This window comes from Brachybacterium sp. J153 (genome assembly GCF_036311905.1).
Taxonomy (GTDB): domain Bacteria; phylum Actinomycetota; class Actinomycetes; order Actinomycetales; family Dermabacteraceae; genus Brachybacterium.
In genome coordinates this window covers 1-22859 of record NZ_JAZDCH010000022.1, presented here as the reverse complement: position 1 = coordinate 22859, position 22859 = coordinate 1, and the positions used below count along the sequence as shown (strand labels likewise).

The window sequence follows — 22859 nt, the reverse complement described above, 5'->3', positions numbered from 1 at the left end:
CCCGGACCCCTCGATCACGGAACGATCACGGAGCCCTCTCGACTTAGGCGATCCCGGCTCCCGACCGCACCCTGTGAATACGGCCGACCCGGCCGGACGGCAGCCAGGGGCGGACAGCCCCTGCGCCGGCCCCTCCACCCTGGAGCCTCGACATGGACTTCACCCTCGACACGGGAGCGACGGCCTGGATCCTCATCAGTGCCGCCCTCGTGCTCCTCATGACCCCCGGACTGGCCCTCTTCTACGGCGGCATGGTCCGAGCCCGCACGGTGCTGAACATGATGCTGATGTCCTTCGGCGCCATGGCCGTCGTCGCCATCGCCTGGACGTTCTTCGGCTACTCGATCGCCTTCGGCACCGACGTCGCCGGTCTGTTCGGTAACCCGCTGGAGTTCGTGGGCCTCGGCGGCACCGATGAGCAGTCCCTGCTGGGCGGCAGCGGCGTGCCCTTCCTGGTCGCCGCGGGCTTCCAGATGACCTTCGCGATCATCTCCACCGCGCTGATCTCCGGGGCGATCGCGGACCGCGTCAAGTTCGGCACCTGGATGGTCTTCGCCGCGATCTGGGTCCTCGTCGTCTACGCGCCTCTGGCCCACATGGTCTGGGGCGGCGGACTCCTCGGCGGTGACGGCATCTTCGCCTCCATCGCGGAGCCGGTCGACTTCGCGGGCGGCACCGTCGTCCACATCAACGCCGGCATCGCGGGCCTGGTCCTCGCGATCGTCGTCGGCGCCCGCAAGGGCTTCGGCAGCACCCCGATGAAGCCGCACAACCTGCCGCTGGTCATGCTCGGCGCCGCGCTGCTGTGGTTCGGCTGGTTCGGCTTCAACGCGGGCTCCGCCGGCACGGCCGACGGCACCGCGGGCCTCGCCTGGGTCAACACCACCGTCGCCACCGCCGGCGCGATGCTCGGCTGGGCCGCGGTCGAGAAGATCCGCGACAAGCACGTCACCAGCCTCGGCATGGCCTCCGGTGTGGTCGCCGGCCTCGTGGCCATCACCCCCGCCGCCGCGGCCCTGACCCCGATCACCTCGATCGTGCTCGGCCTCGCCGCGGGCGTGGCCTGCGCCCTCGCGGTCGGTCTCAAGTACCGCGTCGGCATCGACGACTCCCTCGACGTGGTCGGTGTACACCTGGTGGGCGGTCTTGTCGGCACCATCGGCATCGGCTTCCTGGCCGCCGAGGGCGGGCTGTTCCTGGGCGGCGGTGTGAGCCTCCTGATCGTCCAGACCCTCGTGGCCCTCACCGCCATGATCATCTCCGGTGTGCTCACCGCGATCATCGCCCTCGTCCTGAAGGCCACCCTCGGCTGGCGCATCCCCGAGGCCGACGAGCTCGCCGGCATCGACATCACCCACCACGCGGAGTCCGGATACGATCTCGCCGGGGGCGCCGCCTCGAGGCGGACCCCGCTCTCCGGCACGGCGGCCTTCCCGGAGGCCACCGGATCGGCGTCCGAGCCCCGCAATTCCGCTCCGCACGACGAGCCGGCGCCCGCCGCCGGGACCGCCGAGGCGCCCGTCACCACAGGAGAGACCCGATGAAGCTCGTCACCGCCATCATCCAGCCCCACGCCCTGCAGGCCGTCACGGACTCCCTGCGCGAGTTCGGCGTGAGCGGCCTGACCGTCACCGAGGTCGCCGGCTACGGTCGGCAGGGCGGCCACACCGAGGTCTACCGCGGCGCCGAGTACCGCATCGACACCATCCCCAAGATCAAGGTGGAGGTGCTCGCCGAGTCGCCCGACGAGCCGGCGATCGTCGACCTCATCGTCGCCGCCGCGCGGAGCGGTCGGATCGGCGACGGGAAGGTGTGGAGCACCGACGTGTCCACCGTGGTCCGGGTCCGCACCGGCGAACGGGGTGCGGATGCCCTCTGAGGAGCTCCCCGGCCGACGCATCACCCAGGTGCTGCACGACGGCTTCGCGGATCCCTCCGCCGGCCCCTCCCGCCGGCTCGCCCAGGCCTCCCTCGTGGACGGCTGGCTGGGCGAGCTGTGGGACGGGGCCGGCGCTCCGGCGTCCGGCGCCGCGCTCGCCGCGATCGGCTCGCTGGGGCGGCGGGACCTCGGCCCGGGCAGCGACCTCGACCTGGTCCTCCTGCTCGATCCGGAGTTGGTGGGCGAGCGCGAGGCGCAGGAGCTCGCGAGCGCGCTGTGGTACCCGATCTGGGACTCCGGGACCTCGCTCGACCACTCGGTGCGCAGCCCCTCCGAGTGCGAGTCCGTCGCCCGGGATGACCTGCGCGCCGCCATCTCCCTGCTGGACCTCCGCCTCGTCGCCGGGGACGGCGACCTCGTCGACGAGACGGCCCGCCGGGTGCGCGCCCAGTGGCGCCGCGAGGCGCGCCGTCGGGCTCCCGAGCTGGTGGACCTGGCGCTGGACCGCACCCACCGCTACGGCTCCCTCGCCCATTCCTCCGAGCCGAACCTGAAGTCCGATCGCGGCGGCCTGCGGGACGTGACGGTCATCCGCGCCATCGCGGAGAGCTGGCTGGCCGACCACGACCACGAGGTCGTGGACGCCGCCGCCCGGGTCCTCGGCGATGCGCGCGATGCGCTGCAGGCGGTCACCGGCGCCTCGGGCACCCGCCTGGGCCGCGCCGACCAGGATGCCGTCGCCGCGCTCACCGGGCACGCGACCGCCGACGACCACCACGCGGTGCTCGCCGAGGCGGCCCGCGCCGTGACCTGGGAGCTGCATCGCACCGTCCGCGCAGCGAAGGCGGCGAGCGCTCCCGGCGGCACCGCCACCCGCGGCCTCGGCACGGACCGCCGACCCGCGCTGACCCGCCTCCCGCACGGGGTGCTGGTCCAATCCGGCGAGGTGTCCGTCGATCCCGGCAGCCGCGATCTGCTGCGGGACGTGGCCGCGGTGCGGCACGCCGCGACGACCGGTCTGCCGCTCGCCGACGCGACCCTCGCACGCCTCGCCGCCGCGGAGACCGCGCCGATGCTCCCGCTGCAGCGGTCCGTGCTGGTCGACGCGCTCGCCGGCGAGCACTTCGCCGACGCCTACGAGGCCCTCGACGTGAAGGGCGTCTTCGCCCGCTGGATCCCCGGCTGGGCCGAGATCCGCAACCGACCCCAGCGCTCCGCCGTGCACCGCTTCACCGTGGACCGCCACCAGGTCGAGACGGTGCTCGAGGCCCAGCGTTTCCTGCCGCAGGTCAGCCGGCCCGACCTGCTCCTGGTCACGGCGCTGCTGCACGATCTGGGCAAGCGACCCGATGCCCATGATCACGCGGTTGAGGGGGCTCCGCTCGCCGAGGCCGCCGCCCGGCACCTCGGCTTCGACAAGTCCGACACCGCGACCGTCGGGCGCCTCGTCCGCGAGCACCTCACGCTGGTCTCCCTCGCGACCGGCCGCGATCTCGCCGATCCCGCGACCCTGCGGGACCTGCTCGTGGCGGTCGACCACGACCTCGACACCCTCGAGATCCTGCGCGCCCTCACCGAGGCCGACGCGATCGCCGCGGGCCCGTCGGCCTGGTCGACCTGGCGCGCCGACCTCGTGGACCATCTCACCGCGCTCGCCCGGGACGCGCTGAGCGCCACGACGCCGGCTCCCCGCCCGATGCTCGCCCCGCAGCGCTCCGTGGTGGAGGCGGTGCGCTCGGCGGTCGAGCGCACCGGCTCGGCCCAGGTGGTCTACCCCGCCCCGATCGAGGCCGAACCGATCTCCCAGATCTGCCTCGGCGCTCCCGACGGCGACGGCGTGTTCGCGGCCATGGCCCGCACCCTGGTGCGGCTGCGGCTCGACGTTCACAGCGCCGTGGTCACGACCCTGGACGGGATCGCGGTCAACACGTGGTGGGTCTCCTCGGATCCCGGGGATCTGCCGCATCCGTCGGTGCTGCGCAGCGCCCTGGACCGCGAGCTCGCGAGCCGCGACCGGGCCGACGCCCGCGTGCTCGAGCTGCCGCCGCCTCCGCCGCCGCGCACCACCGAGGACACCCCCGTGGTGACCCTGCTGCCGGGCGCCTCCCGCGAGGCGACCGTGGTGCAGGTCAACGCCCGCAACCGGCCGAGCCTCCTCGCGGACGTGGCCGAGGTGATCACCGTGCACCGGCTCCAGGTGCGCAGCGCGCACGTGATGACGCTGGGCCGCCGCGCCGTCGACGTGCTCTACCTGACCGACCAGCACGGCAGGTCCCTCGACCCGCCGACCGTCGGCCGGATCGTCGCCGCGCTGATGGACGCCGCCGCGACCTGAGCGGGCCGGGCCCCGGCGCGGGGCCGGGCGTGGCCGGTCTCTCGTGCGGAGCGGCTCACCCGTCCTGGGGACGGACCGGCTCGGCCACTACACTGGGGCGGTCCATCCGACCTAGGGGAAGCGCTTCGTGTTCAACAACCTCTCCGATCGCATCACGGCCTCGCTCAAGGGTCTGCGCGGTCACGGCCGCCTGACCGAGGCGGACGTCGACAAGACGATCCGCGAGATCCGTCGCGCGCTGCTCGACGCCGACGTCGCCGTCTCGGTGGTGCGCACCTTCACCGCGGCGGTGCGCGAGCGCGCCCTCGGCGAGGAGGTCTCCAAGGCGCTCAACCCCGCCCAGCAGGTCGTCAAGATCGTCAACGACGAGCTGGTGCAGGTGCTCGGCGGGGCCACCGGCGAGCTGCACTGGGCGAAGAACCCGCCCACCGTGATCATGCTCGCGGGCCTTCAGGGTGCGGGCAAGACCACCCTCGCCGGCAAGCTCGCGCAGTGGATGAAGTCCGAGGGGCACACCCCCCTGCTCGTCGCCGCGGACCTCCAGCGCCCCAACGCCGTCAACCAGCTGCAGATCGTCGGCGAGCGGGCGGGCGTGCCCGTCTTCGCCCCCGAGCCGGGCAATGGCGTGGGCGACCCCGTGCTGGTCGCGATGAACGGCGTCTCCAACGCCCAGTTCTCCCAGCATGACGTGGTCATCGTCGACACCGCCGGCCGCCTCGGCATCGACGAGGAGATGATGCAGCAGGCGCGGGACATCCGCGACGCCGTGGGCCCCCACGAGACCCTCTTCGTCGTCGACGCGATGATCGGCCAGGACGCGGCGCGCGTCGCCGAGGCCTTCCGCGACGGCGTCGGCTTCACCGGCGTCGTGCTCTCCAAGCTCGACGGCGACGCCCGCGGCGGTGCCGCCCTGTCGATCACCGGCGTGACCGAGCGACCCATCCTCTTCGCCTCCACCGGCGAGGGCCTCGGCGACTTCGAGCGCTTCCACCCCGATCGCATGGCCTCCCGCATCCTCGACATGGGCGATGTGATGACCCTGATCGAGCAGGCCGAGAAGGCCTTCGATCAGAAGGAGGCGGAGAAGGCCGCCGCGAAGCTGGCCTCCGGCGAGGACTTCACGCTCGACGACTTCCTGACCCAGATGCAGCAGCTCAAGAACATGGGCAACATCAAGAAGATGCTCGGGATGCTGCCGAACATGGGCCAGTACCGCGAGGCGCTCGAGAGCTTCGACGAGCGCGAGCTGGGACGCATCGAGGCGATGATCCACTCGATGACCCCGGCGGAGCGCAACGACCCCAAGATCATCAACGGCTCGCGCCGCAACCGCATCGCCAAGGGCTCCGGCACCACGGTGCAGGCCGTCAACCAGCTGCTCGAGCGCTTCAAGCAGGCGCAGCAGATGATGCGCACCATGGGCCGCGGCATGGCCGGGGGTGGCATGCCGGGGATGCCCGGCGGTCCCGGCATGGGCATGGGCAAGAAGTCGCGCGGCAAGCAGCAGGCCCCGAAGCAGGGCAAGAAGGCGAAGTCGAAGAACCCCGCCAAGGCCGCTCGCGAGCAGGCCGAGGCCGCCGCCCGGGCGAAGGAGTCCGCCGGCCAGGGCGGATCGGCCTTCGGCGGCGCGGGCGGTGCCTTCGGCAGCGGGGCGCAGGGCACCCCGGACCTCTCCGACTTCGACCCCAGCCAGCTCCCGCCGGACATGAAGAAGCTCTTCGGCGGCCGGTGACCCGAACGGACCGATCGACCTGCGGCACCGCCGCGACGGAGGTGCTCGACATCGGGGCCGGCGAGATCCCTGGGCTCCGCTGCCCGCGGCCCCGCCCGGCTCGCTAGGCTCGCGAGCATGAGCCCCCCCGATGCCCCCACCGACGCCGACGCCGCCCCGATCCTGCACCTGCGCGGGCCGGTCCTGATCGGCCCCGAGGAGGAGCTCGACGGCGCCTGGGTCGTGGACGGCGCGATCCGTCACGAACGACCGGAGCTGCCCGCGGGCGCAGAGGTCCGCGAGATCGACGGGTTCGTGGTCCCCGGACTCGCCGACCTGCACTGTCATCTGGGTATCGGCGACGGAGGGGGCGGCACCACCCTCGCCGAGGCCCGCGCGCAGGCGCTCGTCGACCGCGACACCGGGGTGCTGCTGATCCGGGACGCCGGCTCGATCATGGACACCTCGCCGCTCCAGCAGCAGCAGGACCTGCCGCGCCTCATCCGCTGCGGCCGCCACCTCGCCCGCACGCGCCGGTATCTGATCGGTTACGCCGACGAGGTCGAGCCCGCGGGCCTCCCTGCCGCCGTCACCCGAGAGGCCCGCCGGGGCGACGGCTGGGTCAAACTCGTCGGCGACTGGATCGACCGTGGGGCCGGGGACCTCGCCCCCTGCTGGGACGCGGTGGACTTCGTCGCCGCGGCCGAGGCCGCTCACGCGGCGGGCGCCCGCATCACCACCCACACCTTCGACGAGGAGACGCTCCCGCTCGTGCTCGACGCGGGCTTCGACTGCCTCGAGCACGCGACCGGCCTGACCGACGAGACCATCCCACGGGTCGCGGCGGCGGGGGTCCCGGTGGTCACGACGCTCGTGAACGTCGACGAGTTCGAGACCTACGCGGCGCAGGGCGAGGCGAAGTTCCCGGCCTACGCCGCGCACATGCGCCGACTGCGCGGGAACCGCTACGACCGCACGCGCGACGCCTATGACGCCGGCGTGCAGCTGCTGGTCGGCACCGACGCCGGGGGAGTGCTCGGGCACGGCATCGTCCACGACGAGCTCGACGAGCTCGCCGCCTGCGGACTCGACGGCTCCACGATCCTCGATGCCGCCGTCTGGGCGCCGCGCCGTGTCCTCGGCGCGCCGGGCCTCGAGGACGGCGCGCCCGCCGACCTGCTCGTCGTCCCCCGCGATCCGCGCACCGACCATCGCGCCCTGCGCCAGCGCACCCACGTCGTGCTCGGGGGCCGGCGGGTCGCCTGACCCGATCCCGCCGCCCGGCGGAAAGGGATCAAAGGGACGAGCTGCCTCCTGGCCGCCGCCCGGTCCGCCGAGCCGGGCTCCCGCGGGCGCTACCGTGCAGGGATGCACTCCGAGGACGCAGAGCAACCGACCACCTCGCCCGATGCGGCGCCCGACGGCACGACCGGGGAGGAGGGCGGCGCCCCGCCCCGCTGGAAGCTCGTCGGCCCGGGCCTCGTCGTGGCCGCGACCGGCATCGGCGCGGGAGACCTCGTGGCCACCCTGGTGGCCGGCTCCCGCTACGGCTACGCCCTGCTGTGGGCCGCGATCGCGGGCGTGATCATCAAGATCGTGCTCGTCGAGGGGGCCGGCCGCTGGAGCCTCGCCACCGGCCACTCGATCTTCGAGGGATGGCGACGGGTGGGACGCTGGACCTCCTGGTACTTCGGCCCCTACATCATGGTCTGGGGCTTCGTGTACGGCGCGACCGCGATGAGCGCCTCCGCCCTGCCGCTCGCGGCGCTGGTCCCGCAGTTGCCCGTGCTCGGCGACATCGGCTGGATCGCGGACATGCCCTTCATCGTCTACGCGATCCTCTCGGGGCTGATCGGAGCGGTCCTGGTCTGGCTCGGCCGCTATCACGCGCTCGAGAAGATCGTCGCCGTGCTGGTGGGCATCATGTTCCTCACCGTCGTCGGGGCGGCGGTCGTCACCCTCCCGAACCTCGGCGAGGTGCTCGGCGGGCTCGTGCCCCGCATCCCCGAGGGCGGACTCGTCTACACCCTGTCGATCGCGGGCGGCGTGGGCGGCACGATCACGCTGGCCGCCTACGGCTACTGGCTGACGGAGAAGGGCTGGTCCTCCCCGCGCTGGATGCGGGTGATGCGGATCGACAACGCGATGGCCTACGTCGTCTCCGGCATCTTCGTCGTCGCGATGCTGGTCGTCGGCGCGGAGCTGCTGTACTCCGCCTCGATCGCGATCGACGAGGGGGACCGGGGCCTGCTGGACCTCTCCGACGTGCTGGCCGGCCGCTACGGGACATTCTTCAGCTGGGTGTTCCTGGTCGGCTTCTGGGCCTCGTCCTTCTCCTCGGTGATCGGCGTGTGGAACGGCGTCTCGGTGATGTTCGCGGACTTCTGGGGGCATGTGCGCGGCCGCCCCGAGGATCACCCCGACCGACGGATCGGGGGGAAGTACTACCGCTTCTATGTCCTGTGGCTGACCTTCCCGCCGATGCTGCTGCTCCTCCTCGGCCGGCCGGTGCAGGTGATCATCGCCTACGGCGTGCTCGGCGCCTTCTTCATGCCCTTCCTCGCCATCACCCTGCTGGTGCTCCTGAACTCCCGGCACGTGCCGCAGCGGTGGCGCAACGGCCCCGTGCTGAACGTCGCCCTCGGTGCGGTGACGTTGCTCTTCGTGGTGCTCGGGGTGAACCAGCTGATCGGAGCCGTCACCGGCTGAGTGCCCGGCGACCGGTGACGCCCGGCGCGGTGATCCCGGGACCTCGGCTGTGCCCCGGCGCACAGGCCGACGGCTGGAACCGGACCGCCCCCACCTGGCATACTCATCCCTTGTATGTGCCCTGGCCGGCCCTCTACCCGCCGAGGCACGACGCCCCGAGAACCGTCAGCGCCCGCATGACCCCACAGGCTGCGGCGGGACTCACCCGAACATCCCTGAAGGAGAGTCCACCCACGTGGCTGTCAAGATCCGCCTGAAGCGCATGGGCAAGATCCGTGCACCGTTCTACCGCGTCGTGGTCGCCGATTCGCGCAAGAAGCGCGACGGCGCCGTGATCGAGGAAATCGGCAAGTACCACCCCACCGAGAACCCCTCGGTCATCGAGATCCAGTCCGAGCGTGCGCAGTACTGGCTCGGCGTCGGCGCGCAGCCGACCGAGCAGGTCACCGCGCTCCTCAAGGTCACCGGCGACTGGGCCAAGTTCAAGGGCGAGGGCGACGCCGCCGGCTCCCTGAAGACCGCCGAGGCCAAGAAGACCGCCGAGGAGCTCATCGCCGAGGCCGACAAGGCCGCCGGGGAGTCCCGCGAGGGCGCCAAGAAGGCGAAGGCCGACGCCGAGGCCGAGAACTCCGCCGAGGGCGAGGTCGAGGCCGGCTCCGAGGAGGCCCCCGCCGAAGGTGAGACCACCGAGGACGCCGACGCGGCCGCCACCGACGAGGCCTGAGATGAGCGCTCGCGCCGAAGCCCTCGATCATCTCGTCCGCGGCATCGTCGACGACCCGGACGCGGTGCGCGTGACCGAGAAGTCCACGCGCCGCGGCCCGCTGCTCGAGGTCCGGGTCGGCACCGCCGACCTGGGTCGCGTCATCGGCCGCTCGGGGCGCACCGCCCGTGCCCTGCGCACGGTCACCGCGGCCCTGTCGGACGATGACGTGCGCGTCGACATCGTCGACGTCGACCGGCGCTGAGGTGCCTCGACGCCTCTTCCGGAGCGGCACTGCCAGCCTTGCTGAGTCGTGCCGCTCCTGGTTTTCCCCGGTCGCGCTGCCCGCGGGCGGTCTTCGTGCTTCTTCCTCGGACAGAACACTGCCCTCTTTTCACACCCTCCCCGCTCCTGGTTTTCCCCGGTCGCGCTGCTCGCGGGCGCCCTGCTGCTGAGCGCCTGCCAGAGCGCGGTCCCTGGCGGCCCCGAGCCGGAGGAGGACCCGGCCGCGAGCACCGCCGCCGCCGCCGCGGACCCCGCGCTCGTCGGGGCCTGCACCACCTTCTGGGGCGACCCCGACTACGCCGACCCGCTCTCCCGCGTGGTCCTCGACCGGGCGGCGACCGCCCCCGAGATCGGCCCCTCGGACCCCTTCTTCTACGCGATGACCGGCGATGACGTCGAGGCAGCCTTCCACGGTGCCCCCGAGGGGGCCGTCGAGGCGGCGAGCGGTCTCGCCGAATGGTTCCGCACCCAGCCGGAGCAGGGCGAGGAACTCGACGCTGCGGCCTTCACCACCGCCTGGGAGGGTGTCGCGAGCGTCTGCGCCCCGGTCTCCGCCGCGGCAGCCTGGGCCCTCGGCCCGGGCGACGACGGCACCAAGCCCGCGGCGCTCGCCTGCGCGGACGTCTTCGACACCCCGGGGACCCTCAACCACTTCGGTAACGCGAACGTGCTCACCTCGAACATGTTCGCGCTCGTCGGCCGCACCCCGCAGCAGGTCCCCGCGGAGCGTCTCGAGGACGTGCAGGCCACCGCCGATCTGCTCGCCGCCGAGATCACCGCCGTCGACGACGACGCCGTCCGCGCCGCCCTAGAACAGGTGCGCACCCCGTTCCAGGACGCCCTGGACGGCGACCTGTGGTCCGACGGGCTGCAGGACCCCCTGGTCGCGCTCGACACCGCCTGCGGTGCGGCCGGCTACTCGACGCCCGGCATCGGGCAGGACACCGACGGCGGCGACGCCGGAGAGGACGAGGGACTCGTATGAGCACGCTCGACGTGATCGTGGCGACCATCGGCCGGGCCCATGGCCTGCGCGGAGAAGTCGCCCTGCTGCTGCGCACCGACCAGCCCGAGGAGCGCTTCGAGCGCGGCACCGCCTTCGCGGTGCAGACCCCCGCGGGACCCCGCACCCTCACCATCGCCCGCACCCGCCTGCAGCAGGACCGCTGGTACGTGACCTTCGCCGAGGTCGCCGACCGCACCGACGCCGAGTCCCTGCGCGGCGTGGACCTCGAGATCGAGGTCGACGCCGAGGAGGAGGCGGAGGAGGACCCCGACGCCTGGTACCCCTCGCAGCTCACCGGGCTCGAGGTCGTGCACGTCGACGGCCACCGACTCGGGACCGTCGCCGGGATCGAGCACCTGCCCGCCCAGGACCTGCTGATCGTGCGGACCGCGGATCGCCGCCGGGTGCAGCTGCCGCTGGTCGAGCAGCTCGTGCCCGTGGTCGACCTCGAGGCCGGCCGCATCACCGCGAACCCTCCCGGCGGGCTCTTCGACGAGCTGCCGGAGGACGAGAAGGGCCCCGAGCCCGAGACGTCCGGCCCCGCCCGCGGTCAGGGCTGAGCCGTGCGGATCGACGTCCTCACCCTCTTCCCGGAGTACCTCGCCCCGCTCGAGCTGTCGCTGATCGGCAAGGCCCGGCGGGACGGTCTCGTCGACCTGCGGGTCCACCAGCTGCGGGACTGGACCCACGACCGCCATCGCACCGTCGACGACACCCCTCTCGGCGGCGGTGCCGGCATGGTGATGAAGCCCGAGCCGTGGGCCGAGGCCTTCGCCGCCGTGCGCGCGGCCGGTCGCGCCGAGCTCGGCGAGGACGCTGAGCCGCTGATCGTCTTCCCCAACCCGGCCGGCACCCCGTTCCGCCAGGCCACCGCCCAGGAATGGTCGGGGCGGGAGTGGATCGTCTTCGCCTGCGGCCGCTACGAGGGCATCGACGAGCGCGTCTACGAGCACCTCGCAGACGAGGGTTTCGAGGTCGCGCTCGCCTCCCTCGGCGACTACGTGCTGAACGGCGGGGAGGTCGCCGTCCTCGCGATCACCGAGGCCGTGGTGCGGCTCGTGCCGGGGGTGGTCGGCAATGCGGAGAGCCTCGTCGAGGAGTCGCATTCGGCGGGACTCCTCGAGTACCCGCTGTACACGCGGCCCGCCGCCTGGACCGATCCCTCCGGCACGCTGCGCGAGGCTCCCGCGATCCTGCTCTCCGGGGATCATGCGCGGATCGCGGCCTGGCGTCGGGAGCAGTCCGAGGCACGCACCGCCGCGCGCCGGCCCGACCTGCTCGCCCCGCCGGCGACCCCGGCCGACGGCGCCTGAGCCCCCGCCGGACCCGTCGGCGCGGGCGCGTCGGGGCGCGAGGTGACCGATGCGACAGCGCCGTCGGGCGTGACCTGCGTCGGCGGCGGGGGAGCGGGCTTGCCGCGGCCCGCGGCGCGCTGGCAGAATGACCCCTCGTGCGTGTCGCGCATCCCCCTGCCTCAGGGGAGGGATGCACCGAGCGGCCGGGCAGATCCGTGGCGATGGGAGTCGCCGCCAGAGGCCCAGCACACCGGCACGAGGCACCGTGAGGGGCCTCGCCGGATCGACAGTTCCGAACAGGCGCCTCCCGGCGCCCCGCGAACACGCTGTCCGACCTGAGGCGGAGGGCTGGAGAAGCACCATGCAGAAGCTCGACGAGCTCACCAAGTCGTCCCTGCGCGAGGACGTCCCCGACTTCCGCGCCGGCGACAACGTCAAGGTCCACGTGAAGGTCATCGAGGGCAACCGCTCCCGTATCCAGGTCTTCCAGGGTTACGTCATCGGCCGCCAGGGCCACGGCGTGGGCGAGACCTTCCGCGTCCGCAAGATCTCCTTCGGCGTCGGCGTGGAGCGCGTGTTCCCCGTGCACGCCCCGACCGTCGACAAGATCGAGGTCGTCACCCGCGGCGACGTGCGCCGCGCGAAGCTGTACTACCTGCGCGGCCTCACCGGCAAGAAGGCCCGCATCAAGGAGAAGCGCGACCACTCCTGATCTGCGGATGACCCCCGCGATCGATCCCGGACGGCGGCGGCCCCACCTCGTGGTGGCCGTCGCCGTCTGCGTCGTGCTGCTGCTCGTCGGCGCCCTCGGCGTGCGCCACCTCGTGGTGCGGCCCTTCACCGTGCCGTCGGCCTCGATGCAGCCCGCCCTGCAGGTGGGCGACGTGATCCTCGCCGACCGCTCCACGCGCGGCACGGCCCAGCCGGGCCAGATCGTGGTCTTCGACGGCAGCGGCTACTTCGCCCCTGGTGACGAGGACGGCGACCGCTTCTGGGTCAAGCGCGTCATCGCGGTCGGCGGCCAGCGGGTCTCCTGCTGCGGGAGGGACGGGACGATCGAGGTCGACGGCGTCGCCCTCGAGGAGCCCTATCTCGTGCCCGGCACCGCCCCCAGCGAGATCGAGTTCGACCTGCTCGTCCCCGAGGGACGCATGTTCGTGCTCGGCGACAACCGGGCCGACTCCACCGACTCCCGGCACCTGCTCGGCGCGCCCGGCGGCGGCATGATCCCCGTGGATCGCGTGATCGGCTCGGTGCACGAGGTGGTGTGGCCACTCTCGCGCCGCGGCTCCCTGTGACCCCTCGGGCAGTGCGGATAGGATCGCGCCGATGAATGCGTCCGAGAACCCCGAACCCGCTGCGTCCGACTTCCGCGACGCGGCCCCCGTTCCGGACGCCGAGCACGGGGCCCCCGCGACCGACGCCGAGGCCACCAGCGGCCACCGCGCGGGCGGTCGCAGCCGCTCGCGGATGCCGCTCTGGCTCGACACGCTGGTGACCATGGGTGTGGCCCTGGTCATCGCGGTGCTCGTGAAGACCTTCCTGATCCAGCCGTTCTACATCCCGTCGGCGTCGATGAACCCGACGCTGCTCGAGGACGACAAGATCATGGTCTCGAAGCTGACGCCCGGGGTCTTCGACCTGCATCGCGGCGACGTGATCGTCTTCCAGGACCCCGCGGATTGGATCCCCGGCGACGCGACCGAGGACCCCACCCCCCGCGTGCGCCTGATGATGGCGCTGAGCCTGGTCGGTCTGGCCCCCGATCCCTCCCAGGACCACCTGGTCAAGCGACTGATCGGGCTTCCGGGAGACCACGTGGTGTGCAGCGCGCGCGATGCCGTGCTCGAGGTCAACGGGGTGCCCGTCGACGAGCCGTACATCAACCCCGAGACCTCCGCCTGCCAGGGCGCCTTCGACGTCACGGTCCCCGAGGGACACGTGTGGGTGATGGGCGACAACCGTCACGCCTCGGCCGATTCCGCGTATCACGAGATCAACGGCGAGTCCGGCTTCGTGCCGCTCGACGACGTGACGGGTCGGGCCGAGGTCATCTTCTGGCCCGCCTCGCGCTGGGACGGACTCGGAGGGGGCCGGGACGCCTTCGCCGACGTCCCGGACCAGCCGTGAGCCCTCCCGGCTCCGGCATCGCGCCGACGCTGGAGACCGAGCTCGCCCTCGCCGCCCGCTGCGGCCCGGGGCCGCAGATCGTCGTCGGCGTCGACGAAGTGGGCCGCGGAGCGCTGGCCGGGCCGGTCGCGATGGGCGCCTGCGCGCTGCTGATCGAGGACGGCGCGGTCGCTCCGCTGCCGACGGGGGTGCGCGATTCCAAGGCGCTCTCCGCCCGACGTCGCGAGGCGCTGGTGGACCCGGTCCGGGAGGCGGCGCACGCCTCGTCGGTGGGCTGGGCGAGCGCGGCCGAGATCGACGAGGTCGGCATCGTCGAGGCCCTCACCCGCTCCGCGCTGCGCGCCCTCGAAGCGCTCGAGCTGCCGCGGATCGACGCGGTCCTGCTCGACGGCTCGGCCGACGTCCTCACGGGGCGCCTGTCCGCGGACGGTCGCCCGGCGTCGCTCGTCGAGCTGCGGGTGAAGGCCGATCGCGACTGCGCCAGCGTCTCCGCCGCGAGCATCCTCGCGAAGGTCGCCCGGGATGCGGTGATGGTGGAGCTGGACGCGCTCGCCCCCGAGTTCGCCTGGGCGTCGAACAAGGGGTACGGCTCGGCCGCGCACCGCGAGGCGATCGACCGCCTCGGCCCGCACGAGCAGCACCGGCGCAGCTGGCGGCTGGGCTCTGCACCGGCTCCCACCTCGGCTGGCGTACTGTGGGGCGACCAATGGACCGCCCAGGTGGAGGAGGAGCGTCGGTGAACAGCCAGGACCTCGAGAACTACGAGTCCGACCTCGAGCTGCAGCTCTTCCGGGAGTACCGGGACGTCGTCAGCCTGTTCACCTACGTGGTGGAGACCGAGCGACGTTTCTACCTCGCCAACCAGGTCGACCTCCAGGTCCGCTCCGCGGGCGGCGAGGTGTTCTACGAGCTGCGCCTCGCCGACGTCTGGGTGTGGGACATCTACCGCTCGAACCGCTTCGTCCGCTCCGTGCGGGTGGTGACGTTCAAGGACGTCAACATCGAAGAGCTCAACAAGCAGGACATCTCCCTGCCCTGATCCGCGCGTCGCGGCCGGGCACCCCGTCTGACCGGGCCGGCCCGGACGTCCGAGAGTCCGGTGCCGGCTGAAGGGGCGTGCTCGGACCGGAGACGCGGACCGTTCCTCCCCAGACCCCGTCCATCCCCAATCGGGGCCCGGAGGCGGCGCCGGCCGCCGGGACGGACCACGCTGGCGGGCATGACCAGCTCCCCGACATCCTCCCGAGCGCATCCCGCGACCGCCCCGCCGGATCCGCCTGAGCCCGCGGGCGCGCGCCCCGGCTCTGCCCCGCCCGGTCCACCTGACCTTCCCGGTCCGCCCGACCTACGCGACCCTGGTGCCGCCGACGGTTCCGGGGCTCCGCGCGTTCCGGTCGTCCCACGGCGCCCGGAGGGCCCCGCCTGGGCACCCGACGCGGCCCGCGTGCGACGCATGAGCACGGCCGAGCTCGGCCGGGTGGGGGAGGACCTCGCCGCCGAGCACCTCACCGCGACCGGCTGGCAGGTCGTCGAGCGCAACCTCCGGATCGGCCGCGGGGAGCTGGACATCGTCGCCCTGGACCACCGCACCCTGGTGTTCGTCGAGGTGAAGACGCGACGTTCTCTCGTCACCGGTGTGCCCCAGGCCGCCGTCACCCCGGACAAGCTGCGCCGCCTGAGACGACTCGCCGGGCAATACCTCATGGAGCGCTCCACCCCGCACGAGGATGTGCGGATCGACGTGATCGCGGTCCACGCCCAGTTCGACGGCGGCTTCTCCCTCGAGCACCTGGCAGGGGTCGGCTGATGGGACAGGCCCGCATCTTCTCCGTGACGCTCACCGGACTGCAGGGCACCCTCGTCGAGGTCGAGGCGGACGTCTCCTCCGGCCTGCCCGCCTTCTCGCTCGTCGGGCTGCCCGACTCCTCGACCCTGCAGGCACGGGACCGCGTCCGCGCGGCCTCCGCCCGCAGCGGCATCGGCCTGGCGCAGCGCCGCATCACCGTGAACCTCAGCCCCGCCTGGCAGCCGAAGCACGGCTCCGGCTTCGACCTGGCGATCGCGGTGGCCGTCGTCGCCGCCCAGGGCGACCTGCAGGTCGCGCCGCCGACGGACACGGTGATGCTCGGCGAGCTGGGACTGGACGGTCGGCTCCGGGCGGTGCCGGGAGTGCTCCCCGCGCTCCTCGCCGCCCGGGACCGGGGAATGACGGGAGCCATCGTCCCCGCCGGGAACCTCGCGGAGGCACGCCTTGTGCAGGGCCTGGACGTGGACGGCGCCGAACACCTCTCCGAGGTGCTGCACCGCTTCGGGGCGGACGTCTCCCCGCTCGCCCCGTCGGCGACCGGGCCGATCCCCGCCCCCGCCGAGGACGAGCCCCCGGCGCCGAGCATGCTCGACTTCGCCGACGTGATCGGACAGGCGCAGGCGCGTCGCGCCGCGGAGGTCGCCGCCGCCGGGGGACACCATCTGCTGATGGTCGGCCCGCCCGGTGCGGGGAAGACGATGATCGCCGCGCGCCTGCCGACGATCCTCCCGGAGCTGAGCGTCGAGGAGGCGCTGACCGTCTCGGCGATCCACTCCGTCGCCGGTCGCTTCGACTCCCGCGGCGGACTCCGGCTGCAGCCGCCCTTCGAGAGCCCGCACCACACCGCGTCCACGGCCGCGGTGGTCGGCGGCGGCTCCGGGATCGCGCTGCCCGGCGCGATCTCCCGAGCCCACGCCGGCGTGCTCTTCCTCGACGAGGCCCCGGAGTTCTCACCCCGCGTGCTGGACGCCCTGCGGGAGCCGCTCGAGACGGGGGACATCACCCTGCATCGCGCCCGCGGCGTGGTCCACTACCCCGCCCGCTTCCAGCTCGTGCTGGCCGCGAACCCGTGCCCCTGCGGGCGCGCGATCGGGAAGGGCGTGGACTGCAGTTGCACCCCGCTGCAACGTCGCCGCTATCTCACCCGGCTCTCCGGACCGGTGCAGGACCGCCTGGACATGCACCTCACCCTCGGCCCCGTGGACGTCGCCCGCGCCGGTGATGCGACGGGGGAGCCGAGCGCCCTGATCGCCGCCCGGGTCCGTGCCGCGAGGGATCGGCAGAGCGAGCGCTTCTCGGAACGAGGCTGGAGCCTCAACGCCCAGATCCCCGGTCCGCTGCTGCGCCGCGAGCTCGCCCCCGTCCCCGGAGAGGCGCGTCTGCTCGACCATGCCCTCTCCCAGGGGCGCCTCACCCTGCGCGGCTACGACCGCGTGCTCCGCCTCGCCTGGACCCTCGCGGACCTCGACGAAGCGGATCGACCCGGAGCCTCCCACATCGGGGAGGCCCTCACCCTGCGCCGAGGAGCCGATCGATGATCCCCGCCGACACCCCACCGCAGTCCCCGCGGGGCGGAGCCGAGACCCCGCCGGACGAGCGGAGGGCCCGGATGACCTGGTCGCTCGTCGCGGAGCCGCAGGACGCTCTCGCGCTGCTCGCCCGGGCCCGACTCGGACCGTCCGCGGCCCTCGAGCTCGCCCTCGACGGCTCCGCCCGCGAGCTCCTCGCCCGACTCGGCGACCAGCTGCCGGGTGATCCTGCCGAGCCCGGTCCGTCCGCCCCGCTGGCCCGGGCGGAACGCGCCCTCGCCCGCTGGAGGGGCCGGCTCGCGGGCCTGGACCTCGACGCCGTGCTCGAGGACGCGGACCGCCGCCGGCTCCGCGTGATCATCCCCGGGGACCCCGAGTGGCCGGACGGCCTCGACGACCTCCAGGAGACCGCACCGCACTGCCTGTGGCTGCTCGGGCCCGGACGGTTCGACGAGCTCGCCGGCCCCCGCACCGTCGCCCTGGTCGGCTCGCGGGCCTCGACCCCGTACGGGGAGGACACGGCCGGGTCCTTCGCCGCCGAGCTCGCGAGCCGGCACTGCCCGGTGATCTCGGGCGGGGCCTACGGGATCGACGCGGCCGCCCATCGCGGAGCGCTCGCCGCCCGGGACGGGGACACCCTCGCGGTGCTCGCCGGCGGGCTGGACCGGCTCTACCCGCGGGGCAACACCGAGCTGCTGGAGCGGATCGCACGGGAGCACCTGCTGGTGAGCGAGGCGCCGCCGGGTACGGCCCCGACGCGGTGGCGGTTCCTCTCCCGCAATCGCCTGATCGCTGCGCTCGCGCGGGCGGTGGTGGTGGTCGAGGCGTCCTGGCGATCCGGTGCGCTGTCCACCGCCCGGCACGCCGACGAGCTGTCCCGCCCGGTCGGCGCGGTCCCCGGCCCCGTGACCTCTGCTGCCAGTGCGGGGTGCCACCGGCTCGTGCGCGAGCGGGGCGCGGTGCTGGTGACCGAACCGGCCGAGGTCGTGGACCTGCTCCCCGGCGGGGACGCCGCGGGGGAGGGGCGCCACGCCCAGCAGGACGAGCTGGACCTCCTCAGCCCCGCGGACCGCCGCGTCCTCGACGCGGTCCCGCCGCGCTCGAGCCGCCCCCTCCCGCTGCTCGCGGACGACATCGGCTTCGAGGAGAGAGAGCTGCGCGCCGCGCTCGCCCGGCTCGAGCTGCTCGGACTGGTCGCCGTGCAGGGGGATCGCGCCCGACGACCTCGCTGAGCGACGATCCCGCTGAGCGGCGCGGTCGCCCGCGGTACGCGGCCGCGGGCCGAGGAGCGATCCCACCGGCGCGGGGTGGCTCCCGGGCCGGTCGGAGGGCGTGAGGGACACTGGGGGCATGACGGACAGGCCGAGCCCCGAGGGCGTCCCGGGTGGGGAGGACGAGGTGATCGACGCCTTCGTCCGGCACCTCGAGCTCGAGCGCTCGCGGTCCCCGCACACCGTCCGGGCGTACCGGCGGGAGGTCGAAGATCTCCTGCGGCATCTGCACGAGGTCGAGCGGATACCCCTCGTCGACCTGGACGTGGCGGCCCTGCGCTCCTGGCTCGCGGCACGGGGCGACGCCGGCCTCTCCTCATCGACCCTCGCGCGCTCCGCGGCCGCGGCCCGGACCTTCACGACCTGGCTCGCCGCGACCGAGCGGATCCCCGTCGACGTCGGCGGACGCCTCCGCGCGCCGCGGCGCGGGCGGCACCTGCCCACCGTCCTCTCGGCCGACCAGGCCGCCTCCCTCCTCGACGACGTGGCGCCACCGGAGCGCACGACGGACGGGGGCGACGTCCCGACCGCCTCAGCGCAGGACTCAGGGCAAGACTTCGAGCACTCCCCGGACGGCCCGCCCGAGGATCCCGTCCAGCGCGCCGTGGCCCTCCGCGATGCGGCGGTGCTCGAGCTGCTCTACTCCTCCGGCCTGCGGGTGTCCGAGCTCGTGGCCCTCGATCGCGGCAGCCTCGACCGCCGCGAGCGCACCGTGCGGGTGATCGGCAAGGGGGACAAGGAACGCATCGTGCCCGTCGGGCTGCCGGCCCTGGACGCCGTGGACCGCTGGGAGCACGAGGGACGGAGCGTCCTCCTCGGCGAGAGCCGCACCGACGCGCTGTTCCTCGGGGTGCGGGGCCGCCGGCTCGGCGACCGTGCGGTGCGCACCCTCGTCGACGAGCACGCCGTCCGCGTCGGCATCCCGCGGCACATCACCCCGCACACGCTCCGGCACAGCGCCGCCACCCATCTCGTGGACGGCGGGGCCGACCTCCGCAGCGTGCAGGACTACCTCGGGCACTCCTCCCTCCAGACCACGCAGATCTACACCCACGTGAGCGCCGAACGGCTCCGCGCCGCCCTCGAGCAGGCCCACCCCCGAGCATGAGCCCCGGGGCGGCTCAGTCGCTCGACGGGCGCGGCCACCGATCGGCCCCCGCGGCGGCCGCAGAGGCACCGGAGAGCGGGGCACCCGCGCTATGGGTTCCCGGGCCGGCCGCACTGCCGGTCCTCACCCCGGGCGCCGCGTCCGACGACTCCCCGCCGACGGAGCCCGATGGCGGTCCGGCTCCGCCGTCCCCGGCAGCGCGGGACGCACCGGCGTCCTCGTCCCCGGTCACCGGCAGCAGCACGCTCGGACCGCGCACGCTCAGCAGGGGCAGCGGATCGAGATAGCCCTCGCCCTGCTTCGCGCCCAGGTGCAGGCACAGGGCCGGGGCGCAGTGCGAGGCGCCGCCCGGATCCTCGAGCGTGCCGAGCACGTCCCCGGGCGCCACCACCTGCCCCGCGCTCACCGAGCCCGTGACCGGCTCGTACGTCGAGATCAGCCCGTCGGCGTGGACCACGGAGACGACCCCGCGCCCGGCGACCGAGCCCGCGAACCGCACCGTCCCCGCCTCGACGGCGGTGACGGGCGCGCCGGGGGCGGCGACCGCGATGTCGATCCCGCGATGCCCCGCGCCGTACCGGTGCGCGGGCGGGTCGAAGGGATGCACCACCTGGTGCGGTGCGGGGAGCGGCCAGAGCCAGCGCGCCCCCTCGCCGCGCGCGACGTCCGGCATCGCCAGGACCGTCACCAGGCACGCCAGGGCGACGAGCGAGCGGAGGACGGGGGAGAGCGCAGCGGTCATGCTCCCCACCGTGCCCGGCGCGCCGCCCCCGCGCCGCACCGGGGGCGGCGCTGTGGACGGTGCGGGGCTGGGGAGGAACGGTCCCGGGGACACGCCGCCACGTGATGCATCCCGCGCCGTCCGGGACCGGGCGGTCGGATAGACTTCCCCCAGCATCCGGACTCTCCGGATGACTTCGCGTGCCCACCAGGGCTCGTCGGCCCACGGTCCCCGATCGTGCCGCCGGTGCTCGCACCGACGGACCGCACGGGGCGGCCGGCATCCCGGGCACCAGGCCCCGCACCATCCGGTGGCGGGGGACAACCGAGAATGCAGGTCTGCGCGATGACCACGGACGCCCACCGGGCGCGCCGTGCGAGCCCAGGCCCAGAACAGAGGACACCATCATGGCAGTCGTCACCATGCGCCAGCTCCTGGAGAGCGGCGTCCACTTCGGTCATCAGACCCGTCGCTGGAACCCGAAGGTCCGTCGCTTCATCTTCACCGAGCGCAACGGCATCTACATCGTCGACCTCATGCAGACCCTGTCGTACATCGACAAGGCCTACGACTTCGTGAAGCAGACGGTCGCCCACGGCGGCACCGTGCTCTTCGTCGGCACCAAGAAGCAGGCTCAGGAGTCCATCCAGGAGCAGGCCACCCGCGTGGGCATGCCCTACGTCAACCAGCGCTGGCTGGGCGGCATGCTCACCAACCTGCAGACGGTCTCCGCGCGCGTGAACCGCCTCAAGGAGCTCGAGCAGATCGACTTCGAGGATGTGGCCGCCTCCGGCCGCACCAAGAAGGAGCTGCTGATGATGCGCCGCGAGAAGGACAAGCTCGAGAAGACCCTCGGCGGCATCCGCGACATGGCCAAGGCCCCCTCGGCCGTGTGGGTCGTGGACACCAACAAGGAGCACCTCGCCGTCGACGAGGCGCACAAGCTGAGCATCCCGGTCGTCGCGATCCTCGACACCAACTGCGATCCCGACGAGATCACCTACCCGATCCCGGGCAACGACGACGCGATCCGCTCCGTCACCCTGCTGACCCGCGTCGTGGCCGATGCCGTGGCCGCCGGCCTGCAGGAGCGCCACGCCAAGACCACCGGCGGCGAGAAGAACGTCTCCGCGGTCGACGCCGAGCCGCTCGCCGAGTGGGAGCAGGAGCTGCTCAAGCAGTCCGAGGTCCAGCAGCAGGACGCCCCCGCCGAGGAGTCCGTGGCCGCGGCCGAGGAGACCCCTGCGGTCGAGGCTCCGGCCGAGTCCGCGGAGGCCCCCGCCGAGGCCGCCGAGTCCACCGAGGCTCCCGCCGCGGAGTGACCGCACGGGCCCGGGGGCGATAGCGTCGCTCCCGGGCCCCTCCACGGGCGGCCCGGTCCGCCCAGCTCGTCCCCGCTCACAGCTCCCATGAGGAAGAGGAACATGGCCAACTACACGGCAGCAGACATCAAGGAGATCCGCGAGGCCACCGGCGCGGGCATGCTCGACGTCAAGAAGGCGCTCGACGAGGCCGACGGCGATCGCGCCAAGGCCGTCGAGATCATTCGCGTCAAGGGCCTCAAGGGCATCGCCAAGCGCGAGGGCCGCGAGGCCTCCGAGGGCCTCATCGCCGTCGACATCCGCGACACCGAGGGCGGCCAGACCGGCACCCTCCTCGAGATCAACTCCGAGACCGACTTCGTGGCCAAGAACGACAAGTTCGTGGCACTCGGCGACGAGGCCGTGGCCGCCGCCGTCGAGTCCGGCGCCACCGAGCCGGCGGAGCTCGCCGAGACCCCCTTCGGCGAGGCCCTGACCAACGCCGGCGCCACCATGGGCGAGAAGATCGAGGTGCGTCGCATCGGCCGCGTCTCCGGCGAGGTCGTCACCTCCTACATGCACCGCACCAACAAGGACCTGCCCCCGCAGGTCGGCGTGCTCGTGGCCACCGACGCCGCGGGTGCCGAGGTCGCGAAGGACGTCGCGATGCACATCGCCGCGTTCACCCCCAAGTACCTCAGCCGTGACGAGGTCCCCGCGGACGTCGTCGCCGACGAGCGTCGCATCGCCGAGGAGACCGCGAAGAACGAGGGCAAGCCCGAGGCCGCGCTCTCGAAGATCGTGGAGGGTCGGCTGAACGGCTTCTTCAAGGAGAACTGCCTCCTGGACCAGGCCTTCGCCAAGGACCCGAAGCAGACGGTCGGCAAGATCGTCGAGGCCGCCGGCGGCACCGTCACCGGGTACCTCCGCTTCCGCGTCGGCAACTGATCCGACCTCGGGGAGGGCCCGTCGGGCCGTCTCCCGCGGCCTCGCGTGAGCGTGGCCACCGTCCCGGGGGAGCGCCCCCCCACTGTTGTGGTCTAGTTTCGTTTCCCCAGCCCCAGACCCA

Annotated in this window: 23 protein-coding genes; 22 read left to right on the top strand and 1 reads right to left on the bottom strand. The window is 73.4% G+C overall.

What is annotated here, in order from left to right; all coding sequences use genetic code 11:
• Nucleotides 1-152: 152 nt before the first annotated feature.
• From V1258_RS10680 to V1258_RS10585, 20 genes are all read left to right on the top strand, one after another.
• Nucleotides 153-1544, top strand: a complete 1392-nt coding sequence (locus V1258_RS10680; RefSeq protein ID WP_329749682.1) for an ammonium transporter — start codon at nt 153-155, stop codon at nt 1542-1544.
• Nucleotides 1541-1879, top strand: coding sequence for a P-II family nitrogen regulator (locus tag V1258_RS10675; RefSeq protein WP_329749681.1), 339 nt, complete (start codon nt 1541-1543; stop codon nt 1877-1879). The genes V1258_RS10680 and V1258_RS10675 overlap by 4 nt, the downstream gene beginning before the upstream one ends.
• Complete coding sequence (locus tag V1258_RS10670; RefSeq protein WP_329749680.1) at nt 1869-4214, top strand: HD domain-containing protein; 2346 nt, start codon at nt 1869-1871, stop codon at nt 4212-4214. Before V1258_RS10675 ends, V1258_RS10670 begins: the two co-directional genes overlap by 11 nt.
• 127 nt (nt 4215-4341) lie before the next feature.
• A complete protein-coding gene (gene ffh, locus V1258_RS10665) occupies nt 4342-5946 on the top strand; it encodes a signal recognition particle protein (protein WP_329749679.1) in 1605 nt (534 codons plus the stop codon).
• Nucleotides 5947-6063: 117 nt separating this feature from the next.
• Entirely contained in the window at nt 6064-7191 is a 1128-nt protein-coding gene (locus V1258_RS10660) for an amidohydrolase family protein (protein ID WP_329749678.1), read from the top strand.
• 102 nt (nt 7192-7293) lie between these two features.
• Entirely contained in the window at nt 7294-8634 is a 1341-nt protein-coding gene (locus V1258_RS10655) for an Nramp family divalent metal transporter (RefSeq protein WP_329749677.1), read from the top strand.
• Nucleotides 8635-8869: 235 nt separating this feature from the next.
• A complete protein-coding gene (rpsP, locus tag V1258_RS10650) occupies nt 8870-9358 on the top strand; it encodes a 30S ribosomal protein S16 (protein ID WP_329749676.1) in 489 nt (162 codons plus the stop codon).
• A gap of 1 nt (nt 9359) precedes the next feature.
• Complete coding sequence (locus V1258_RS10645) at nt 9360-9602, top strand: RNA-binding protein (protein WP_329749675.1); 243 nt, start codon at nt 9360-9362, stop codon at nt 9600-9602.
• A gap of 48 nt (nt 9603-9650) precedes the next feature.
• Nucleotides 9651-10607: a hypothetical protein gene (locus V1258_RS10640; protein WP_329749674.1), complete on the top strand. Its 957-nt coding sequence runs from the start codon at nt 9651-9653 to the stop codon at nt 10605-10607.
• Nucleotides 10604-11188, top strand: coding sequence for a ribosome maturation factor RimM (rimM, locus tag V1258_RS10635; protein WP_329749673.1), 585 nt, complete (start codon nt 10604-10606; stop codon nt 11186-11188). Before V1258_RS10640 ends, rimM begins: the two co-directional genes overlap by 4 nt.
• Nucleotides 11189-11191: 3 nt before the next feature.
• On the top strand, nt 11192-11941 hold the full coding sequence (trmD, locus tag V1258_RS10630; protein WP_329749672.1) for a tRNA (guanosine(37)-N1)-methyltransferase TrmD: 750 nt from the start codon (nt 11192-11194) through the stop codon (nt 11939-11941).
• A gap of 343 nt (nt 11942-12284) precedes the next feature.
• A complete protein-coding gene (gene rplS / locus V1258_RS10625; RefSeq protein WP_329749671.1) occupies nt 12285-12635 on the top strand; it encodes a 50S ribosomal protein L19 in 351 nt (116 codons plus the stop codon).
• A gap of 7 nt (nt 12636-12642) precedes the next feature.
• Nucleotides 12643-13221: a signal peptidase I gene (gene lepB, locus V1258_RS10620; protein WP_329749670.1), complete on the top strand. Its 579-nt coding sequence runs from the start codon at nt 12643-12645 to the stop codon at nt 13219-13221.
• A gap of 31 nt (nt 13222-13252) precedes the next feature.
• Nucleotides 13253-14053, top strand: a complete 801-nt coding sequence (gene lepB / locus V1258_RS10615; protein WP_329749669.1) for a signal peptidase I — start codon at nt 13253-13255, stop codon at nt 14051-14053.
• Nucleotides 14050-14793 (top strand): ribonuclease HII, encoded by a 744-nt coding sequence (locus tag V1258_RS10610; protein ID WP_329749668.1) that lies wholly within the window; start codon nt 14050-14052, stop codon nt 14791-14793. Before lepB (V1258_RS10615) ends, V1258_RS10610 begins: the two co-directional genes overlap by 4 nt.
• Nucleotides 14790-15092 carry a DUF2469 domain-containing protein gene (locus V1258_RS10605; RefSeq protein ID WP_329749667.1) on the top strand — a complete coding sequence of 101 codons (303 nt, stop codon included), beginning with the start codon at nt 14790-14792 and terminating at the stop codon, nt 15090-15092. Before V1258_RS10610 ends, V1258_RS10605 begins: the two co-directional genes overlap by 4 nt.
• A 414-nt stretch (nt 15093-15506) precedes the next feature.
• A complete protein-coding gene (locus tag V1258_RS10600; RefSeq protein ID WP_329749666.1) occupies nt 15507-15860 on the top strand; it encodes a YraN family protein in 354 nt (117 codons plus the stop codon).
• Entirely contained in the window at nt 15860-17398 is a 1539-nt protein-coding gene (locus V1258_RS10595; protein ID WP_329749665.1) for a YifB family Mg chelatase-like AAA ATPase, read from the top strand. The genes V1258_RS10600 and V1258_RS10595 overlap by 1 nt, the downstream gene beginning before the upstream one ends.
• Nucleotides 17395-18621: a DNA-processing protein DprA gene (gene dprA, locus V1258_RS10590; RefSeq protein ID WP_329749664.1), complete on the top strand. Its 1227-nt coding sequence runs from the start codon at nt 17395-17397 to the stop codon at nt 18619-18621. The genes V1258_RS10595 and dprA overlap by 4 nt, the downstream gene beginning before the upstream one ends.
• Nucleotides 18622-18739: 118 nt before the next feature.
• Nucleotides 18740-19768 carry a tyrosine recombinase XerC gene (locus V1258_RS10585; RefSeq protein WP_329749663.1) on the top strand — a complete coding sequence of 343 codons (1029 nt, stop codon included), beginning with the start codon at nt 18740-18742 and terminating at the stop codon, nt 19766-19768.
• A 13-nt stretch (nt 19769-19781) separates the two neighbouring features.
• Here the strand turns inward: V1258_RS10585 and V1258_RS10580 are convergent, their stop codons facing one another.
• Nucleotides 19782-20510 (bottom strand): murein hydrolase activator EnvC family protein, encoded by a 729-nt coding sequence (locus V1258_RS10580; protein ID WP_329749662.1) that lies wholly within the window; start codon nt 20508-20510, stop codon nt 19782-19784.
• 386 nt (nt 20511-20896) lie between these two features.
• Here V1258_RS10580 and rpsB point away from each other — a divergent pair, with 386 nt between their 5' ends.
• Complete coding sequence (gene rpsB, locus V1258_RS10575; RefSeq protein ID WP_329749661.1) at nt 20897-21811, top strand: 30S ribosomal protein S2; 915 nt, start codon at nt 20897-20899, stop codon at nt 21809-21811.
• A 102-nt stretch (nt 21812-21913) separates the two neighbouring features.
• Nucleotides 21914-22738 (top strand): translation elongation factor Ts, encoded by an 825-nt coding sequence (gene tsf / locus V1258_RS10570; RefSeq protein WP_329749660.1) that lies wholly within the window; start codon nt 21914-21916, stop codon nt 22736-22738.
• Nucleotides 22739-22859: the final 121 nt, after the last annotated feature.

What these genes read in the sequence shown, in the direction of transcription:
- V1258_RS10680 (WP_329749682.1), top strand. Translation starts at nt 153, where the DNA reads ATGGACTTCACCCTCGACACGGGAGCGACGGCCTGGATCCTCATCAGT.
- V1258_RS10675 (WP_329749681.1), top strand. Translation starts at nt 1,541, where the DNA reads ATGAAGCTCGTCACCGCCATCATCCAGCCCCACGCCCTGCAGGCCGTC.
- V1258_RS10670 (WP_329749680.1), top strand. Translation starts at nt 1,869, where the DNA reads ATGCCCTCTGAGGAGCTCCCCGGCCGACGCATCACCCAGGTGCTGCAC.
- V1258_RS10660 (WP_329749678.1), top strand. Translation starts at nt 6,064, where the DNA reads ATGAGCCCCCCCGATGCCCCCACCGACGCCGACGCCGCCCCGATCCTG.
- V1258_RS10655 (WP_329749677.1), top strand. Translation starts at nt 7,294, where the DNA reads ATGCACTCCGAGGACGCAGAGCAACCGACCACCTCGCCCGATGCGGCG.
- V1258_RS10645 (WP_329749675.1), top strand. Translation starts at nt 9,360, where the DNA reads ATGAGCGCTCGCGCCGAAGCCCTCGATCATCTCGTCCGCGGCATCGTC.
- rimM (WP_329749673.1), top strand. Translation starts at nt 10,604, where the DNA reads ATGAGCACGCTCGACGTGATCGTGGCGACCATCGGCCGGGCCCATGGC.
- rplS (WP_329749671.1), top strand. Translation starts at nt 12,285, where the DNA reads ATGCAGAAGCTCGACGAGCTCACCAAGTCGTCCCTGCGCGAGGACGTC.
- lepB (WP_329749670.1), top strand. Translation starts at nt 12,643, where the DNA reads ATGACCCCCGCGATCGATCCCGGACGGCGGCGGCCCCACCTCGTGGTG.
- lepB (WP_329749669.1), top strand. Translation starts at nt 13,253, where the DNA reads ATGAATGCGTCCGAGAACCCCGAACCCGCTGCGTCCGACTTCCGCGAC.
- V1258_RS10600 (WP_329749666.1), top strand. Translation starts at nt 15,507, where the DNA reads ATGAGCACGGCCGAGCTCGGCCGGGTGGGGGAGGACCTCGCCGCCGAG.
- V1258_RS10595 (WP_329749665.1), top strand. Translation starts at nt 15,860, where the DNA reads ATGGGACAGGCCCGCATCTTCTCCGTGACGCTCACCGGACTGCAGGGC.
- dprA (WP_329749664.1), top strand. Translation starts at nt 17,395, where the DNA reads ATGATCCCCGCCGACACCCCACCGCAGTCCCCGCGGGGCGGAGCCGAG.
- V1258_RS10585 (WP_329749663.1), top strand. Translation starts at nt 18,740, where the DNA reads ATGACGGACAGGCCGAGCCCCGAGGGCGTCCCGGGTGGGGAGGACGAG.
- V1258_RS10580 (WP_329749662.1), bottom strand. Translation starts at nt 20,510, where the DNA reads ATGACCGCTGCGCTCTCCCCCGTCCTCCGCTCGCTCGTCGCCCTGGCG.
- rpsB (WP_329749661.1), top strand. Translation starts at nt 20,897, where the DNA reads ATGGCAGTCGTCACCATGCGCCAGCTCCTGGAGAGCGGCGTCCACTTC.
- tsf (WP_329749660.1), top strand. Translation starts at nt 21,914, where the DNA reads ATGGCCAACTACACGGCAGCAGACATCAAGGAGATCCGCGAGGCCACC.